19 protein-coding genes are annotated in these 16,720 nt (G+C 72.5%); 13 read left to right on the forward strand and 6 right to left on the reverse strand.

Annotated elements, in window-relative coordinates:
- Positions 1-70: 70 nt before the first annotated feature.
- From DV20_RS28635 to DV20_RS28650, 4 genes are read left to right on the forward strand one after another with little or no spacing between them, the layout of a single operon-like run.
- Positions 71-997 (forward strand): daunorubicin resistance protein DrrA family ABC transporter ATP-binding protein, encoded by a 927-nt coding sequence (locus DV20_RS28635; protein WP_043785762.1) that lies wholly within the window; start codon positions 71-73, stop codon positions 995-997.
- The gene (locus tag DV20_RS28640) at positions 994-1,776 is read left to right on the forward strand and encodes an ABC transporter permease (protein ID WP_043785765.1); all 783 of its coding nucleotides are present in this window, start codon (positions 994-996) and stop codon (positions 1,774-1,776) included. The genes DV20_RS28635 and DV20_RS28640 overlap by 4 nt, the downstream gene beginning before the upstream one ends.
- Before the next feature lie 44 nt (positions 1,777-1,820).
- Complete coding sequence (locus DV20_RS28645; RefSeq protein ID WP_043785767.1) at positions 1,821-4,322, forward strand: DEAD/DEAH box helicase; 2,502 nt, start codon at positions 1,821-1,823, stop codon at positions 4,320-4,322.
- Positions 4,319-5,398: an SWIM zinc finger family protein gene (locus DV20_RS28650; protein ID WP_043785770.1), complete on the forward strand. Its 1,080-nt coding sequence runs from the start codon at positions 4,319-4,321 to the stop codon at positions 5,396-5,398. The genes DV20_RS28645 and DV20_RS28650 overlap by 4 nt, the downstream gene beginning before the upstream one ends.
- Before the next feature lie 275 nt (positions 5,399-5,673).
- Here the strand turns inward: DV20_RS28650 and DV20_RS28655 are convergent, their stop codons facing one another.
- The gene (locus DV20_RS28655; protein ID WP_043785772.1) at positions 5,674-6,885 is read right to left on the reverse strand and encodes an FAD-dependent monooxygenase; all 1,212 of its coding nucleotides are present in this window, start codon (positions 6,883-6,885) and stop codon (positions 5,674-5,676) included.
- A gap of 77 nt (positions 6,886-6,962) precedes the next feature.
- Here DV20_RS28655 and DV20_RS28660 point away from each other — a divergent pair, with 77 nt between their 5' ends.
- Both DV20_RS28660 and DV20_RS28665 read left to right on the forward strand, forming a co-directional pair.
- The gene (locus tag DV20_RS28660) at positions 6,963-7,496 is read left to right on the forward strand and encodes a TetR/AcrR family transcriptional regulator (protein WP_043785774.1); all 534 of its coding nucleotides are present in this window, start codon (positions 6,963-6,965) and stop codon (positions 7,494-7,496) included.
- A gap of 96 nt (positions 7,497-7,592) precedes the next feature.
- Positions 7,593-8,087, forward strand: coding sequence for a pyridoxamine 5'-phosphate oxidase family protein (locus DV20_RS28665; protein ID WP_043785776.1), 495 nt, complete (start codon positions 7,593-7,595; stop codon positions 8,085-8,087).
- On the opposite strand, the gene DV20_RS28670 is transcribed toward DV20_RS28665, so the two are convergent.
- The 3 genes from DV20_RS28670 to DV20_RS28680 are packed head-to-tail and all read right to left on the reverse strand — an operon-like array spanning position 8,084 to position 10,784.
- Positions 8,084-9,706 carry an acyl-CoA dehydrogenase family protein gene (locus DV20_RS28670; RefSeq protein ID WP_043785778.1) on the reverse strand — a complete coding sequence of 541 codons (1,623 nt, stop codon included), beginning with the start codon at positions 9,704-9,706 and terminating at the stop codon, positions 8,084-8,086. The two genes, DV20_RS28665 and DV20_RS28670, sit on opposite strands and share 4 nt — an antisense overlap.
- Complete coding sequence (locus DV20_RS28675; RefSeq protein ID WP_043785782.1) at positions 9,690-10,295, reverse strand: TetR/AcrR family transcriptional regulator; 606 nt, start codon at positions 10,293-10,295, stop codon at positions 9,690-9,692. The genes DV20_RS28670 and DV20_RS28675 overlap by 17 nt, the downstream gene beginning before the upstream one ends.
- A gap of 33 nt (positions 10,296-10,328) precedes the next feature.
- Positions 10,329-10,784, reverse strand: a complete 456-nt coding sequence (locus DV20_RS28680) for an SRPBCC family protein (RefSeq protein ID WP_043785783.1) — start codon at positions 10,782-10,784, stop codon at positions 10,329-10,331.
- A gap of 22 nt (positions 10,785-10,806) precedes the next feature.
- Here DV20_RS28680 and DV20_RS44345 point away from each other — a divergent pair, with 22 nt between their 5' ends.
- The gene (locus DV20_RS44345) at positions 10,807-11,421 is read left to right on the forward strand and encodes a TetR/AcrR family transcriptional regulator (RefSeq protein WP_084093725.1); all 615 of its coding nucleotides are present in this window, start codon (positions 10,807-10,809) and stop codon (positions 11,419-11,421) included.
- 19 nt (positions 11,422-11,440) lie between these two features.
- Here the strand turns inward: DV20_RS44345 and DV20_RS28690 are convergent, their stop codons facing one another.
- On the reverse strand, positions 11,441-12,004 hold the full coding sequence (locus DV20_RS28690) for a helix-turn-helix domain-containing protein (protein ID WP_043785787.1): 564 nt from the start codon (positions 12,002-12,004) through the stop codon (positions 11,441-11,443).
- A 43-nt stretch (positions 12,005-12,047) separates the two neighbouring features.
- On the opposite strand from DV20_RS28690, the gene DV20_RS28695 reads away from it, so the two are divergent.
- From DV20_RS28695 to DV20_RS28715, 5 genes are all read left to right on the forward strand, one after another.
- Positions 12,048-12,563 carry a GNAT family N-acetyltransferase gene (locus DV20_RS28695; protein ID WP_043785790.1) on the forward strand — a complete coding sequence of 172 codons (516 nt, stop codon included), beginning with the start codon at positions 12,048-12,050 and terminating at the stop codon, positions 12,561-12,563.
- A gap of 31 nt (positions 12,564-12,594) precedes the next feature.
- Entirely contained in the window at positions 12,595-13,041 is a 447-nt protein-coding gene (locus DV20_RS28700) for an SRPBCC domain-containing protein (RefSeq protein ID WP_043785793.1), read from the forward strand.
- Entirely contained in the window at positions 13,038-13,382 is a 345-nt protein-coding gene (locus tag DV20_RS28705; protein WP_043785795.1) for an ArsR/SmtB family transcription factor, read from the forward strand. Before DV20_RS28700 ends, DV20_RS28705 begins: the two co-directional genes overlap by 4 nt.
- Positions 13,383-13,385: 3 nt before the next feature.
- Positions 13,386-13,826 carry an SRPBCC family protein gene (locus tag DV20_RS28710; RefSeq protein WP_043785797.1) on the forward strand — a complete coding sequence of 147 codons (441 nt, stop codon included), beginning with the start codon at positions 13,386-13,388 and terminating at the stop codon, positions 13,824-13,826.
- 551 nt (positions 13,827-14,377) lie between these two features.
- Positions 14,378-15,358: a tyrosine-type recombinase/integrase gene (locus DV20_RS28715; RefSeq protein WP_043785799.1), complete on the forward strand. Its 981-nt coding sequence runs from the start codon at positions 14,378-14,380 to the stop codon at positions 15,356-15,358.
- Positions 15,359-15,480: 122 nt separating this feature from the next.
- Here DV20_RS28715 and DV20_RS28720 read toward each other — a convergent pair whose 3' ends face one another.
- Positions 15,481-15,861: a hypothetical protein gene (locus tag DV20_RS28720; protein ID WP_003081494.1), complete on the reverse strand. Its 381-nt coding sequence runs from the start codon at positions 15,859-15,861 to the stop codon at positions 15,481-15,483.
- A 66-nt stretch (positions 15,862-15,927) separates the two neighbouring features.
- Here DV20_RS28720 and DV20_RS28725 point away from each other — a divergent pair, with 66 nt between their 5' ends.
- Positions 15,928-16,719: a glycerophosphodiester phosphodiesterase gene (locus DV20_RS28725; protein WP_043785804.1), complete on the forward strand. Its 792-nt coding sequence runs from the start codon at positions 15,928-15,930 to the stop codon at positions 16,717-16,719.
- The last annotated feature ends 1 nt before the right edge of the window (position 16,720 follow it).

Here is a 16,720-nt window from a genome sequence, read left to right on the forward strand (position 1 = left end):
TGATTCCCGTACAACGTACAGAGTTGTGCTAACCTCTTCTCTGTACACTGTACAGAGTTTAAGGGGCAGGATGACTCCGCAGATCCACGCCGAAGGGCTTCGCAAGCGCTACGGCGACGCGCACGCCCTCGACGGATTCGACCTCTCCGTCCCGGCCGGCACCGTGTGCGGCCTGCTGGGACCCAACGGCGCGGGCAAGACCACGGCGGTCCGCGTGCTCTCGACGCTGCTGCGCCACGACGGCGGCGTCGCTTGCGTGGCCGGCTTCGACGTCGCCACCGAACCGGCGAAGGTTCGCGCCTCGATCGGGCTGGTCGGCCAGCACGCCGCCGTCGACGAGATCCTGTCCGGCCGGCAGAACCTCATCCTGTTCGGCCGGCTGCACCACCTGGGCCGCCGGGAAGCCACCCGCCGCGCCGACGATCTGCTCGAGCGCTTCGGCCTCGCCGGCACCGGGGCAAAGCCGGTGTCGGCCTACTCCGGCGGCCTGCGGCGGCGCCTGGACCTGGCCGCCTCCCTGCTCGCGGCGCCGCGGGTGCTGTTCCTCGACGAGCCGACGACCGGGCTCGACCCGCGCAGCCGCCACGAGGTGTGGCGGGCGGTGCGCTCGCTCGTCGCGGACGGGACGACGGTGCTGCTCACGACGCAGTACCTGGAGGAGGCCGACCGGCTGGCCGACCGGATCTCCCTGGTCGAGCACGGCCGCGTGATCGCCGAAGGCACCCCGGCCGAACTGAAGGGCTCACTCGGGGCGACCCGGATCGAGCTGGTGCTCACCGACCCGGACACCCTCGGCGCGGCGGCGGGGCTGCTGGCCCGGGTCACCGGGGCCGAACCGGTCACCGACGAGCTGCGGGTGAGCGCGGCGGCCGAGCCGTCGATGCTGACCGACGTCGTGCGCGAGCTGGCGGCGACCGAGCTGTCGTTCGCCGACGTGGCGCTGCGGCAACCGACGCTGGACGAAGTGTTCCTGGAACTGACGGGGGTGGCGCGATGAGGTGGGCGGTCGAAGACGGCTGGACGCTGACCCAGCGCTACCTCGCGCAGCTGGCGCGGCGCCCGGCCCGGCTGGCCGGGGTGGTGGCCTTCCCGATCCTGATGGTGCTCATCTTCGCCTACCTGCTCGGCGGCGGGATGAGCGTCCCCGGCGGCGGCTCCTACCGCGAGTTCCTGATGCCGGGCATGTTCGCGATGACCATGGCCTTCGGCCTGTCGGGGACGATGATCGCGGTGCTCGACGACACCGGCAGGGGCGTGACCGACCGGTTCCGGTCGCTGCCGATGGCGCCGTCGGCGGCGTTCACCGGGCGGGTGGCCGCGGACCTGGTGAACGCGGCGCTCGCGCTGGCGGTGCTGGCCGGTTGCGGGTTCGCCGTCGGCTGGCGCCCGCACGGCAGCCTGGGTGAGACCCTCGCGGCGCTCGGCCTGCTGCTCCTGCTGCGGACGGCGCTGGTGTGGGCGGGGATCTACCTGGGCCTGCTGACGTCCGATCCGTCGATGGTGTCGCTGGTGCAGACCCTCGAGTTCCCGTTCGGGTTCCTCTCCGGCGCGTTCGTGGCGACCTCGACGATGCCGGCGTGGCTGGGAACCGTGGCGGAGTGGAACCCGTTGTCCTCCACGGTGACCGCGGCGCGGGTGCTGTTCGGCAACCCGGGCGCGGCCGGCACGTCCTGGGTGAGCGCGCACGCGGTGCCGATGGCGGTGGTCTGGCCGGTGGTGCTGCTGGCGGTGTTCGTGCCGTTGTCCGTGCGCCGATACGGGAGGCTGGGGAACTGAACGTCCATTTCGAACCGGGCGAACCACCGCGGGCGGGACGCCTGGTGGTCGACGGCCGCACCCTGTCCATCGCCGACGGTCTGCCGGAACTGCTGGGTGGCGCCGACGCCTTCTGGGCGACGGCGGCGCGGGCCGCGCTGCGGCTGGTCGCCGCGGGCCGGCTGCTGCCCGGCGTCACCGCGGCCGGGCACGACGCCTGGCGGGCCGGCCCGCTGGAACCGGCGGAAGCCGCGTGGCTGCGCGAGCTCGCGGCCGCGATGCCGCCGGACGAGCGTGCGCCGGGGCCGCTGTTGCGGGCGTTCCTCGACGCCGTCGCCGACACGCTGCCCCGCACACCCGCGGCGGCGAAGGCGGCCGGCACGCGGGTGTTCGCCGCCGTCGCACCGCAACGCGCGGACGGCTTGCGCGACTGGGCCGACGAGCTGGCCGCGGGCCTGGATTCGGGGATCCGGGTGTCGCTGCGGCTGACGGCGCCGGACGGGTTCGCCACCGGGCGCTTCCACGCCGTGGTCCAGGTGCACAGCCTCGCCGATCCCGGGCAGGTCGCCGACGCGGCGCAGCTGTGGGAGACCGGACGGTTCGGGCCGCGGGCCCGCGTCGACGTGCTGCTGGCCCTGCGCCGCGCGGCCCAGGTGTGGCCGGCGCTGAGCCCGCTGCTGACCTCGGCGGTGCCGGCCGAGCTCCCGCTCGGCGAAGACGACGTGACCGAGCTGGTCGCGACCGCGGCGCCACGGCTGGCGGCGGCCGGGATCGACGTGCACTGGCCGGCCGAGCTGGCGGGATCGCTGACCGCGCGGGCCGCCGTCCGCGCCGGCGACGCCCCGGGTGACCTGCCGTCGTTCTTCGGCGGCGGCCGCGCCCTGGCGTTCGACTGGCAGCTCGCGCTGGGCGGCGAGGTGCTGACCGAGGCGGAACTGGACGCGCTCGCCGAGGCGCGGCGTCCGGTGGTGCGCCTGCGGGACCGGTGGGTGCTGCTCGACCCGGCACTGGCGGCAAAGGCCCGGGAGCGGACCTTGAAGCCGCTGACGCCGGTCGACGCGCTGGGTGCGGTGCTCTCGGGCACCACCGAGGTCGACGGCGAGGTGGTCGAGGTCGTCACCGACGGCTGGCTGGCGCGGCTGCGGGAACGGCTGGCCGAGCCCCCGCAGCCACAGGCCCCGCCGGCCGGGCTGGCCGCGACACTGCGGGACTACCAGCTGCGGGGGCTGCAGTGGCTGGCCACCGTCACCGGGCTGGGCCTCGGCGGGTGCCTCGCCGACGACATGGGCCTGGGCAAGACGGTCACGCTGATCGCGCTGCACCTGCACCGCGCTTCGGGGCCGACCTTGGTGGTGTGCCCGGCGTCGCTGCTGGGCAACTGGGAGCGCGAGATCCGCCGGTTCGCCCCCGGCGTGCCGGTGCGGCGCTTCCACGGCAGCGCCCGGTCCCTGGCCGAGCTCGACGGGTTCGTCCTGACCACCTACGGCACGCTGCGCACCGATCCCGCCCCGCTGGCCGCGGTGCGGTGGGGGCTGCTGGTCGCCGACGAGGCCCAGCACGTGAAGAACCACCGCTCGGGCACGGCGAAGGCGCTGCGGCTGGTGCCGTCGGCGGCGCGGGTGGCGCTGACCGGGACACCGGTGGAGAACACGCTCTCGGAGCTGTGGGCGATCCTCGACTGGACCGCGCCCGGCCTGCTGGGTTCGCTGACCGAGTTCCGGACGCGCTGGGCGAAACCGATCGAGGCGGGCGACCCGGCCACGGCCGAGCGGCTGGCCCGGCTGCTGCGGCCGTTCCTGCTGCGGCGGCGCAAGTCCGACCCCGGGATCGCCCCCGAGCTGCCGGCCAAGACCGAGACCGACCGGCCGGTGGCCCTCAGCGCGGACCAGGTGGCGCTGTACGAAGCGGTCGTGCGGGAGATGATGGCCGACATCGCCGCCAGCGACGGCATGGCCCGGCGCGGCCGGATCGTCAAGCTGCTGACCGCGCTCAAGCAGATCTGCAACCACCCCGCGCAGTACCTGAAAGAGCCGGGTGGCCGGTCGGGCAAGGTGGAGCTGCTCGACGAGCTGCTGGACACGATCCTCGCCGAGGGCGGCGCGGTGCTGGTGTTCACCCAGTACGTCGCCATGGCGCGGCTGCTGGAGAAGCACCTGGCCGGGCGCGGGATCACCACGCAGCTCCTGCACGGCGGGACGCCGGTGACGCGGCGCGAGGAACTGGTGGCGCGGTTCCAGGACGGTGCCGTGCCGGTGTTCCTGCTGTCGCTGAAGGCCGCCGGCACGGGGCTGAACCTCACCCGCGCCGACCACGTCGTGCACTTCGACCGCTGGTGGAACCCGGCGGTGGAGGACCAGGCGACCGACCGGGCGTACCGGATCGGGCAGACCCGCCCGGTCCAGGTGCACCGGCTCGTCGCCGAAGGCACGGTCGAGGACCGGATCGCGGCGATGCTGCGGGAGAAGCGGGCCCTGGCCGAGTCGGTGCTGGCCGGCGGGGAAGCCGCGTTGACGGAACTGTCGGACACCGAGCTGGCGGAGCTCGTCGAGCTGAGGAGCCGCGGATGAGCGACGACCGGGTACGCGGCTTTCCCGCGTTCGGCGCGGGCGGGCGCCTCGCGCGTTCGTGGTGGGGCCGGGCGTGGGTGCGCGCGATGGAGGACACCGCGCTGGACCTGCGTCAGCTGAAGAACGGCCGCAAGTACGCCGCGGCCGGGCTGGTCGGCCCGATCACGGTCAGCCCCGGGCGGATCGCGGCGGTGGTCGACGACGCCGACGGCGGCCCGTACCGGACGCAGCTGCGGCTGGCGGAACTGTCCGAACCGGACTGGACGCGCCTGCTCGACCGGGTCGCCTCCCGCGCGGGCCACCTGGCGGCCCTGCTGGACCGCGACCTGCCACCGGACCTGGTGGAGGCGGCGGGCGTCGACCTCCTGCCGGGCATCGGCGACCTCGACCCGGAGTGCGACTGCCCGGGCTGGGAGCTGCCGTGCCGGCACGCGGCGGCGCTGTCGTTCCAGGCGTCCTGGCTGCTCGACGCGGACCCGTTCCTGCTGCTGTTGCTGCGCGGCAAGGGGGAGCGGGAAATCCGGTCCGAACTGGAGAGCCGCACGGCGCCGGAGCCGGTCGCGGAGCCGGCGGCCGGCCGCGTCCCGGGGGAGCTGCCGGACCTGGCCGGCTTCCGGCCGTCGGGAGCCCCGTCGATCCCGGCGGCGCCGGGGGTGCCGGCCGAGGCCTTCGCGCTGCTGGCGGCCAACGCGGCCGGCCGGGCCCTGGCGGTGCTGGAAGGCAGGCCGTGGCCGGGGCGGCGGCAGGACGCGGTCCGCCTGGCCGCGGAGTTCCCGGCGGCCGCCGGGCGGCTCGGCGAAGGGCCGGATTTCGCGCGGGCGGTGGCGGCGTGGCGCTACGGCGGGCCGGACGGGCTGGAGGTGCTGGAGTCGTCGTGGACGCCGCCGAAAGCCGTGGTGGCGGCCGCGCGGGCGGCGCTGGAGGTGGCGGCGGTGTTCGAGCGGAACCGGTGCACGGCCGGCGCGGTGCAGCTGCGGCTGGATCGCCGCGGCCGGTGGCACCCGTACCGGCTCGAGGGTGACGTGTGGTGGCCGGCGGGGCCGCCGGAGACCGATCCGGGGCTGCTGGTGGGCTGAGGTGGGCCGGGTCCGGCGGCGGCGCCTCGAGTTCTGCGCCGGTATCGGGCGTTGCCGCTGCGCCGGCCCGGAGGAATTCCGCCGACTTTGCCGGTATCCAGCGCGGTACTCGTTGTCTCCTGTCCCCCGACGGCGGGTTCCGCCGGGCCACTGGGGGTGCGGGCGCGTGGGTTCTTCCCGCGCGCCCGCCCGGTTTCCGCCGGTGTCCGACAGAGTTCGAAACCACCCGCTGTCGAAGGCTGGAGGGGGCTCCGGTGACGGGGTCCCCTCCAGCGTCAGGCCGTCGCCGTCACCGCGTAGTCCTTGACCCGCATCGAGTCGTGCATGCGCACGCCGGCGGTGTTGAGCTTCGCGATCGCCCGGGTCGCTCCGGCCGGCAGCGCCGAGATCAGCCGGCCACCGTGGGCCAGGGCCCACACCCCGGCGCGCGAGGACGGGATCAGGCTTCGTGCCGCGCCCACGGCGAAGGCCCGGCTGCGGCGCACCAGTTCGCCCATCTCCCGTTCGTAGGCGGCGAAGGCGCGCTCGTGGTCGCCGTTGGCCGCGGCCAGCTCGCCGGCCAGGACGTAGGCGCCCAGTACCGCGAGGCTCGTGCTGCCCCCGACGGCCGGGCCGGGGCAGTAACCGGCGTCGCCGACGAGGGTCACGCGGCCGCGGGACCACGTGTCCAGGCGCAGCTGGGTGATCGAGTCGAAGTAGAACGGGCCCGGGCCGTCGAGCTTGGCCAGCCAGCCGTCGACCTGCGGGTGCAGGCCGGCGAACGCGGCCCGGAGCAGCTGCTGCTGCCGGGGGACGTCCCGGTGGTGGTAGTCGAGCGGCTCGTCGCGGCGGAACAGGAACACCGCGCGGGCGTCGGGCAGGTGCCGGGCGCTGTAGAGGGAGACGGTGCGGCCGGGCCCGAGGTGGGTGACGGCCTCGCTGTCGAGGCCGAGGGTGTCGGGCAGGGACAGCACGGCCAGGTAGGCGCCGATGAACGTCGTCATCCCGGCTTCGTCGCCGAAGACCAGGCGGCGGACGTTCGAGTGCAGCCCGTCGGCGCCGACGACGATGTCGAAGCGGCGCGCCGGCGCGTGTTCGAAGGTGACCTCGCCGTCGGGGGAGAGGGCGGTGATCGACTCGCCGAAGAGGTACTCGACGTCGTCGCGGCCGGCGTCGTAGTAGATCTCGCTGAGGTCGTCGCGCATGACCTCGACGTGCCGGTCGGAGGTGGCCTGGAAGAGCTTCGCCAGGTCGACGTGGATGGGCTTGCGGCTGCCTTCGCGGTGCAGCGTCATCCGGGTGGTGCCGGTGGCCCGCGCCTCGACCTGGGGCAGGACGCCCATCCGTTCGGTGATGTCCATGGCCGGCCGGAAGAGGTCGACGGCGTGGCCGCCGGTCCTGCGCAGGGCCGGGGCGCGCTCGACGACGGTGACGTCGAAGCCGTGCCGGGCCAGCCAGTACGCCAGCACGGGCCCGGCGATGCTGGCTCCGGAGACCAGGATTCGCATGAGTACCTCCCTGACTTAACGTTAGGTAAGTTGTACCACGGTTCCTTACCTATCGTTAAGTCAGTTATGCTGGGGCCGTGCCGAAGCCCTCAGACACCAAGCAGCGCATCCTCGACGTCGCCCGCGAACTGTTCACCAGCCAAGGCGTCCAGCGCACCAGCCTGCAGGACATCGCCGACCGGCTCGGCATCACCAAGCCCGCGCTCTACTACCACTTCCCGTCCCGCGACGACCTCGTCCGCAGCATCGTCCAGCCGATGCTCGACGACGGCGAGAAGTTCCTCCTCGACCAGGAAGCCCGGGGCGACGCGCCGGTGCGCGAGCTGATCGAAGGCTTCTTCGACTTCAACCACCGCCACCGCGGCGACGTCGTCATGCTGCTGGCCGAGCTGCCGACCCTGGCCGACCTCGGGCTCATCGACCGCGTCCTGGGCTGGCGCACCCGCCTCACCCAGCTGATCTGCGGCCCGGCACCCACCCTCGAACAGCAGGCCAGGGCCATCCTCGCACTCGGCGGCCTGCAGGACGTCTGCATGCAGTTCCCCGACGTCCCCGTCGCCGAACTGAAGGCCGCCGCGGTCGCCGGCGCACTCGGCGCCCTCGGCCGCTGAAACTCCGGGCAAGGGTTTCCGGCGGCGAGTGTCGAGAACGCTCAGCCGGCTCCGTCCCCGGGACAGCAAGCGCCACGTCCGGAGAAGGAGACCGACATGCAGCAGAACGAGATCACCGAGGTGCTGGACCGCCCGCTCAGCCGCGAACTGCTGGCCCGCGACCTGACCCGGCTCGCCTACGTCGCCAAGGACGGCACCCCGCGCAGCATCCCGATCGCGTTCACCTGGAACGGCTCGGAGATCGTCATGTGCACCGCGAAGAACTCGCCGAAGCTGCCGTCCCTGCGCGCCAACCCGGCGGTCGCCCTGACCATCGACACCGAGGTGCACCCGCCCAAGATCCTCCTCATCCGCGGCCGCGCGGAGCTCGACGTCGTCGACGGCATCCCGGCGGAGTTCCTGCAGATGAACGGCAGCTACGAGATGACCCCGCAGCAGCGCGTCGAGTGGGAACGCGAGGTCCGCTCCCTCTACGACGGCATGGTCCGGATCGTCGTCACCCCGACGTGGGCGAAGCTGATCGACTTCGAGACCACCCTGCCCAGCGCGGTCGAGGAACTGGCCCGGCAGCGGGCCGAGCGCGCCGGCTAGCGGATCGCGGCGCGCTCGATGATCGCTCCCGTGTCGACGCCGGCCGGGAGCGTGCCGAACGCGATGCCCCAGTCACCCCCGAAGCGGGACGCGCAGAACGCGTCGGCGACCGCCGGGTGGCCGTGGCGGACCAGCAGCGAGCCCTGCAGCACCAGGGCCATCGCCTCGACCAGCCGCCGGGCCCGGTACTCGATGCCGTCGAGGTCGGTGAGCTCCTTGCGGACGCGGTCCACCGCGTCGTCCAGCCGGGCGTCGCCGCCGGCGGCCCGCTCGACCTCGGCGAAGAACGCGGCCACCGACTCCGGCTGCTTGCCCATCGCCCGCAAGGCGTCCAGCGCCGCGACGTTGCCCGAGCCTTCCCAGATCGACGACAGGGGCGCCTCCCGGTAGAGCCGCGGCATCCCGGATTCCTCGACGTACCCGTTGCCCCCGAAGCACTCCAGGGCCTCGGCCGCGTGCGCCGGCGCCCGCTTGCACACCCAGTACTTCGACACCGCGAGCCCCAGCCGCCGGAACGCCTGCTCCTGCGGGTCGTCCCGCCGGTCGCCGGCCGCGGCCAGCCGCATCGCCACCGTCGTCGCCGCCTCGGACTCGATGACCAGGTCGGCCAGGACGTTGGCCATCAGCGGCTGGTCCACCAGCGCCTTGCCGAACGCCCGCCGGTGCGTGGCGTGGTGCACCGCGCGGACCGCCCCCAGCCGCATGCCCGACGCGCTGCCCAGCGTGCAGTCCAGCCGGGTGTTGTTGACCATCTCGATGATCGTGCGGACCCCGCGGCCCTCCTCGCCGACCAGCCAGCCGACCGCGTTGTCGTACTCGATCTCCGACGACGCGTTCGACCGGTTGCCGAGCTTGTCCTTCAGCCGCTGCAGCCGGATCGGGTTGCGCGAGCCGTCCGGCAGGACGCGGGGGAGCAGGAAGCACGACAGCCCGCCCGGCGCCTGCGCCAGCGTCAGGAACACGTCGCACATCGGCGCCGAGGTGAACCACTTGTGCCCGACCAGGGTGTAGCTGCCGTCCGCGGCCGGGGTCGCGGTCGTCGTGTTCGCCCGGACGTCGGAGCCGCCCTGCTTCTCGGTCATCGACATGCCTGCGAGCAGGCCCCGCTTGGTGCTGGGCTCCCGCAGCCCGAAGTCGTACTCGGTCGCCGCCAGCAGCGGCTCGTACCGCGCCGCCAGCTCCGGGTTCGCCCGCAACGCCGGGACCGCCGCGTAGGTCATGGAGATCGGGCAGCTGTGCCCGGCTTCGACCTGCCCCCAGACGTAGAACTTCGCCGCCCGCGCCGCGTGCGCGCCCTCGCGCGGGTCCTGCCACGGCGTGCCGTGCAGCCCGTGGGCCGTGGCGACCTTCATCAGGTCGTGCCAGTGCGGGTGGAACTCCACCTCGTCGATCCGGTGGCCGTACCGGTCGTGGGTGCGCAGCACCGGCTCGTGCTCGTTGACCAGCCGGCCCCACTCCTGCGCCTGCTCGGTCCCGGCCAGCCGGCCCAGCTCGTGCAGTTCGCCGGCCGCCCAGCCCGCCCCGGCCCGCTCGAGCCCGGCCAGCAGCGCCGGGTCGTCGGCGACGTCGTGGCCGGCCAGCGGCGGAACCTGGTTGGTGACCTCATGCGTGGCGGGCATCGGAACCTCCTAGAGCGCGCAGGATGAACGTGCGGAGCTCGGCGACGTCACCGGCGTTGCCGCTCGTCAACGGGCCGATCAGGACTTCCGCGGCGGCCCCGACCAGCGCCGCGGCGGTGAGCAGGCCGTCCTGGGGCGGCAGTGAGCCGTCCCGGACCCCGGCGGCGACGTGCTCGGCGATGACCTCGGTGTAGGCCCGCCGGAACTCCAGCCGCTCGGCGTCGATGAGCGGGTCGACCGGCTCGATGAGCAGGGCATAGGCCTGCTTCGGCGCCTTGAGGGCACGCTGGGCGAAGGTGTCGACGGCCGCCAGGACCCGCTCGGCGGGTTCGCCGGCCTCGGCCGATGCCGCCCGGACCGCCTCGACCTCCCGCGTCACGACCTGCCGGAACACGTGCACGACCAGGTCGGCCTTGGTGGGGAAGTGCCGGTAGACGCTCCCGACGGCCACCCCGGCCCGCTCCGCGACCGCGGCGACCGAGCAGCCGCCGTAGCCGTGTTCGGCCAGCTGACGCGTCGCGGCGGCGATGATCGTTTCGCGCTGGGCGTCGAGGCGTTCCTGCACCTTCGGGGTGCGGCGGTAGGGCACGTCAAGAAGTGAAGCACTGATTCATTGCTTCAGTCAACGTTCCAGCAGCCGCTTCGCGCCGCGCACCTCCGCCTCGACGTCGGCTCGCAGCCGGCGCCGCAGCACTGGCTCGACCAGCCGGCGCAGGGGAGCGGCGAACCCGAACGCGATCCGGCGGCGCACCCGGATCCCGCCGTCCACCGGCACGCACTCGAAGTACGCCTCGAACGTCGACACCCGGCGCACGAGGCGGTTCTCCGGCCGGTCCGGCAGCCGCACGTCGACCCGCCGGCCCGGGGTCAAGGTCATCCGGGACACGACCTTCGGCCCCGGCCCCAGCCCGGGCAGCGCCGAGCGGAACCGGAACTCGGTGACGTCGCCCTCGGAGTGCACCCAGTCGATCCGGCCCAGCTTGCGGTCGACCTCCGCGTACCGCCGCGGGTCCATGACCAGCGCCAGGAAGGCCTCCGGCGAGCACGCCACGAACTCTTCCACGGTCACTTCCACCATAGAAAGAGAGTAGTTTCTCACTATGGCTCGGACAACCCCCGGCGTCACCCGCCGCCGCATCCTCGACGAAGCCGTCCACCTCTTCGCCACCCGCGGCTACGACGCCACGTCCGTCGCCGACATCCAGACCGCCTGCGGCCTCCACCCCGGCAGCGGCGCCCTCTACAAGCACTTCCCGTCCAAAGCGGCCCTCCTCGAGGCCGCGGTCCACGACAACCTCGCACGCCTGGCCGCCCGCACCGCCGAAACCGCCGACGCCCGGTTGCCCGAGGACCCTCGCGAGGCCCTGCGCGTCCTCGCCGACGACGTCTGGGCCTTCATGGCCGCCGACCGAGACCTCATCCGCCTGATGATCCGCGAGTTCACCGGCTTCCCGGAGCTGTTCGAACAGATGTGGCGGGGCGTGCTGGCCACCGTCTACCGCCGCGGCACCGAGTGGATCACCACGCTGCGGGACCAGGGGAGAGCCGAGGTGAGCGATCCGGAAGCCACCGCCGCGGTCCTCGTCGCATCGCTGACCTACTACCCGATCCTCGACGTCCTCATCGGACACACCCCCGGCGACCTCGCCCCGGACCGCTTCCTCGCCGCCTGGCTCGACTCCTCGATCGCGGCCCTGCGGCTCACTTCCCGCTGACCGCGGCACCCCGCCGCGGTCAGCTACCCCGCTTCACCAGCGCCACCAGGTACCGGCACGGCACCGAGCCCGGGTTCGCGAACACGCAGTCCGCCGCCGGCCCCAGCTGCAGGCAGTCCCCGGCGGCCAGCTCGTGCACCTCCGGCCCCTCGTGGAACCGCAAGTGCCCCTCCAGCACCCAGATCTGCTGGTGCAAGAACGCATACGTGCCCGACGTCAACGGCACCTCAACCCCGCCCGGCAGCTCCACCTCCACCAGCTCCAGGGGACGACCGGCCGCGGGGGAGACCGACCGCCGCCGGTAGCCGGTGTCCGGATCGACCCACACCGGCTGCTCGGCCGCCCGCGCCAGCCGTCGCTCGTCACCCTCGGCCCGCGCGATCAGCTCCGACAACGTCAGGCCGAGCGCCGCCGACAGCTTCGCCAGCAACGCCGCCGTCGGCTGCACGTCACCCCGCTCGATCTTGCCGATCATCGCCCGTGACACCCCCGACCGGTCGGCCAGCGCGGCGACCGAAAGGCCGTGCGACGTCCGGGCGGCGTGCACCGTGGCGGCCAAACGAGCAGTCAGGGGATCGGTCATGACACGGGATACTATAGGAGCCACTGTGGCTACCATGTGAGCCATGATCCGACACGCCACCCCGCGCGCCGCCGCCGCCTGCGCCGCCCTCTACGCGCCCTACGTCACCGACACCGCCGTCTCCTTCGAAACCGAACCACCCGACGCCACCGAAATGGCCCGCCGCATCGCCGCCGCCCACGCCTGGTTCGTCCTCGAAGACGACGGCCACGTCGCCGGCTACGCCTACGCCACCCGCTTCGCCGAACGCGCCGCCTACCGCTGGTCCTGCGAGACGAGCATCTACCTCGAACAGGGCCGTCGCCGCACCGGAGCCGGACGCGCCCTCTACGAAGCACTGTTCGAGCGGCTGCGCGCCCGCGGGTTCTGCCGCGCCTTCGCCGGCATGACCCTGCCGAACGAGGCCAGCGCCGGCCTCCACCGCGCCCTCGGCTTCGAGCCCGCCGGCGTCTACCGCCGGGTCGGGTGGAAGCACGGCGCCTGGCGGGACGTCGCCTGGGTCCAGAAGGACCTTCGCGCAACCGAAGGTTGCACATCTGCGCCCGGCGAGCTAACGTGAAACGCAACCAAACGTTGCACAAAGGAGCGGCATGGACCACGGCACCCTCGAACGGGAAATCCACATCGACGCCACCCCCGACGTCGTCTTCGACGTCGTGAGCAACCCGGAACACGTCCGCGAATGGTGGACCGACGAAGCCGAATACCCCGTCGAACCCGGGGGAGAAGGCCGCATCGGCTTCGGCGGACACTGGGTCCAGTTCACCGTCGTCGACGCCGTCCCCCCGAAACACTTCTCCTTCCGCTGGACCCACGCCGAAGGCGAAACCGCCGCCCCCGGCAACTCCTTCCTCGTCGTCTTCGACCTCGAACCCGACGGCACCGGCACCCGCCTCCGGATGACCGAAACCGGCTTCCGCGAACGCGGCTGGGACGAAGCCAAGATCGCCGCCGAATACACCGACCACGTCAGCGGCTGGGACCAGTTCCTGCCCCGCCTGCCCGGCTACGCCGCCAAGGTGGGAGCCACCCGGTGACCACCGCCGTCGACGACGACCTCTGGTCGGCCATCGGCGACCCCACCCGTCGCCGCCTGCTCGACCTGCTGCTGAACCAGGGGAGCGCCACCGCCACCGGCCTCAGCGAACACCTGCCGGTCACCCGCCAGGCCGTCGCCAAACACCTCGCCGTCCTCGACCGCGCCGGCCTCGTCCACGCCCACGCCGAAGGACGCGAAAAACAGTTCCGCGTCGACGAAGCCCAGCTCGCCCGCGCCGTCGCCCAGCTCACCGAAGTGGGCAACGCCTGGGACGCCCGGCTCCGCCGCATCAAGCGCATCGCCGAAACCATCGAGAAGAAGACCGAAAGGAAACCGTAGAAAATGGACATCCTGCACCGCATCGGCGTCAAGGGCGGCACGCCGGAGAAGGTCTACGACGCCCTCACCACGATCGACGGCCTCGCCGGCTGGTGGACCGAGAAGACCGAAGGGGAGACCGGCATCGGCGACGTGATCGCCTTCCGCTTCATCCCGGGCGGTTTCGACATGAAGGTCCTCGAACTCGACCCGGGCCGGCTCGTCCGCTGGGAGGTCGTCGACGGCCCGCCCGAGTGGATCGGCACGACGATCCGCTGGGAGCTCCAGCAGCGCGACGAGCACACGATCGTCCTGTTCAAGCACGAAGGCTGGCGCGAGGCGGGCGAGTTCATGCACCACTGCAGCACGAAGTGGGCGATCTACCTGATGAGCCTCAAGCAGCTCGTGGAGACCGGGGAGGGCGCCCCGGCACCGCGGGACGTGATGATCAGCGACTGGCACTGAGGACACTGACGTTACTTGACATAATGTACATTATCGGCACTTGGTCACACGCTGGGCCGAGCGCCGAGAGGGGCGCAGAATCCGGGGGTCGGACCGTCTTCCGATGGAAGCGTGCAGCTTCACCTGGACGGCTCCTGACCCGGTATGGCGGCCCCTCGAGCCGCGACGCCAGCGAGGTGAGCCCTCGGAAGGGCGACAGCATCCCCTGAGGGCTGGTGGCCCAACGTCCAGTCACTCGACCTCAAAACGTCACGGTGACGAAACTGAGTGAGACTCAGAGGTCGACGTCGTCGTTCGACACGGTTGATGTCACGCGGATTCACGACCCGGACTCCGGCGCCGCCTCTGGCGTCTCACGCGAGCCGGTGTCGAACATGTGTGCGGCACGCCCCCGAAACGCGACACGAGGGCGTCTGAAGGCTCGGGATGGGTTCCCGGAGAAGTCCGTGTCCCCCAAGGGGAAGATCCTGGGTCACCCCGGCATTTCATGCATAATTGCCATTATGCATGAAATGCCGGGGTCGGGACCGGCCGCGGAAACTGTCGGTGGTGTGCGGTACAAGATCCACATGAAGGTTTCCGAGGCTCAGCAAGCCTTCTTCGCCGCCCGCCGCCCGCGCAAGGACTCCCCGCACACGACCGACGCCTACCGCCGGGATCTCGCCGGCATCACCACTCTCCTGGTTTCGGAGCTCGGCCGCCCGGCCGAGGACCTGGAGGTCGCCGACCTCACCGGGCCGGCGCTGCGGGCGGCGTTCGGCGTGTTCGCGGACGGGCACGCGAAGAGCTCGGTGCTGCGGGCGTGGTCGACGTGGAACCAGTTCCTGACGTTCTGCGTGGCCGACGGGCTGCTGGCGGGCAACCCGATGGGTGCGGTGGCGCGGCCGCGGACGCCGGCGTTGACGCCGAAGCCGTTGCGGGGTGAGGAAACGCCGGAGCAGCTGCTGTCGGCGGCGGCCGCGGGGTCGCGGCGCGCGCGGGACCCGTGGCAGGAGCGGGACGTGCTGGTGATCGCGCTGGGGCTGGTGGCGGGGTTGCGGGCGGCGGAGATGCGGGCGCTGACGTCGCGGTCGCTGGTGGGGCGCGCCGGTGAGCTGCGGTTGCACGTAAAGGGGAAGGGCAGCCGGGACCGGTCGATTCCGGTGCAGCCGGTACTGGCGGAGCTGATCGAGCGGTACCGGGAGTCGTGCCGGGTGCGGTTTCCGAACGTGCGGTTCTCCCCTGGTTCGCCGTTGCTGCTGGATCGGGCGGGTGAGCCGATCGGGCGGGGTGCGCTGGAGTACCTCGTGAAGTCGTGTTACCGGGGTGCGGGGTTGCACGACCGGGTGCCGGTGGGGGCGAATCTGCACGCGTTGCGGCACACGTTCGCGACGCGGCTGGCGGAGGACGGGGCGACGGCGTCGGAGATCATGGCGTTGCTGGGGCACGCGAGCTTGGCGACGAGCCAGAACTACATCGAGGCGACGGGCCGGGAGCAGCGGGCGGCGGCGGCGAGCAACCGGACTTATCGGGCGTTGGACACCTTGGGCTGAGTACCGCGATGGACGACACGCGTGCTGGGGCGGACGACACGCGTGCCTGGATGGACGACACGGCGTCGGCCGGCGGGCGGGCGGGTCGTGTCGTCCGGCTGGGTACGCGTGTCGTCCGTGGGTCAGCGGAGTTGTTCGAGGTCCTTGGCGGCGCGGGCGATCTCTTCGGCGAGTCCGCGGAGTTCTCGCGGGTCGGCGCCGTCGTCGGCGGCGGTGACGATGTCTTCGGCCGCGCAGCGGAGCTGGAAGAGGCGGTCCTGGAGGGCCGCGATTTCGGTGTCGGAGAGGACGACGGCGTCTTCGGGGAGTCCGCTGCGCTGGAGTGCGGTGCGGCGTTCGTAGGCGCGTTGGCGGCAGGATTGGCCGCAGTAGCGCCGGCGGCGGCCGACGTTGCCGCCTTCGGGGAGGCGTCGTCCGCACCAGCCGCAGTGCTTGGGGGCGCCTCGGCGGGCCGGGGCGAGTTCGATGGTGGTCGGCTGGGTCAGTTCGGCGGCTTCCCTCACCCGGGAGACCCTAGCTGGCCACCGTTTGCTCATGCCGGGGTCATGGCGGAAGGGCACACTGGGGGGATGCACGCGTCGTTCCCGTACCTGGCCGATCCGGTCCCCCGTGCCTTCGCTCACCGGGGGTGGCACCTCGGTGAGCTCGAGGGGCTGGAGAACTCGTTGCCGGCGTTCCGGCGGGCGTGTGCGGAGGGGTACCGGTACCTGGAGACGGATGTGCACGCGACGGCGGACGGTGTGGTGGTGGTGCACCACGACCCGGATCTGGACCGGACGACCGATGGCGCGGGGCCGATCGCGGCGCAGACGTGGGAGCAGCTGAAGAACGTCAAGGTGGCCGGGAAGGTGCCGTTGTCGCGGCTGGAGGACGTGCTCGAAGAGCTGCCGGACGCGCGGTTCAACGTGGACGTGAAGTCCGATCGGGCGGTGGAGCCGTTCGTGCGGGTGCTGGAGCGGGCGAAGGCGTTCGACCGGGTGGCGGGGGCGGCGTTTTCGGATGCGCGGCTGGTGCGGTTGCGGAAGCTGGCGGGGCCGCGGCTGGTGACGGCGATGGGGCCGCGGTCGGCGTTCGCGTTGTGGGCGCGGGGCCGGTTGCCGCTGCTCCCCCTGGGCCGGCTGGTGCTGGGGGCGATGGCTCAGGTGCCGGTGCGGCAGGGGGCGTTGCGGGTGGTGGACAAGGCGTTCCTGGCGATGGCCGGCCGTTCGGGCATCGAGGTGCACACGTGGACGATCGACGATCCGGCGGAGATGCGGATGTTGCTGGATCTGGGGGTGCACGGGATCGTGACGGATCGCCCGGACCTGCTGCGTGAGGTGCTGATCGAGCGGGGTGCGTGGCGGCAGTCCCAGGACTCGTGAG

It is taken from the genome of Amycolatopsis rifamycinica, assembly GCF_000695625.1.
GTDB classification, from domain to species: Bacteria; Actinomycetota; Actinomycetes; order Mycobacteriales; family Pseudonocardiaceae; genus Amycolatopsis; species Amycolatopsis rifamycinica.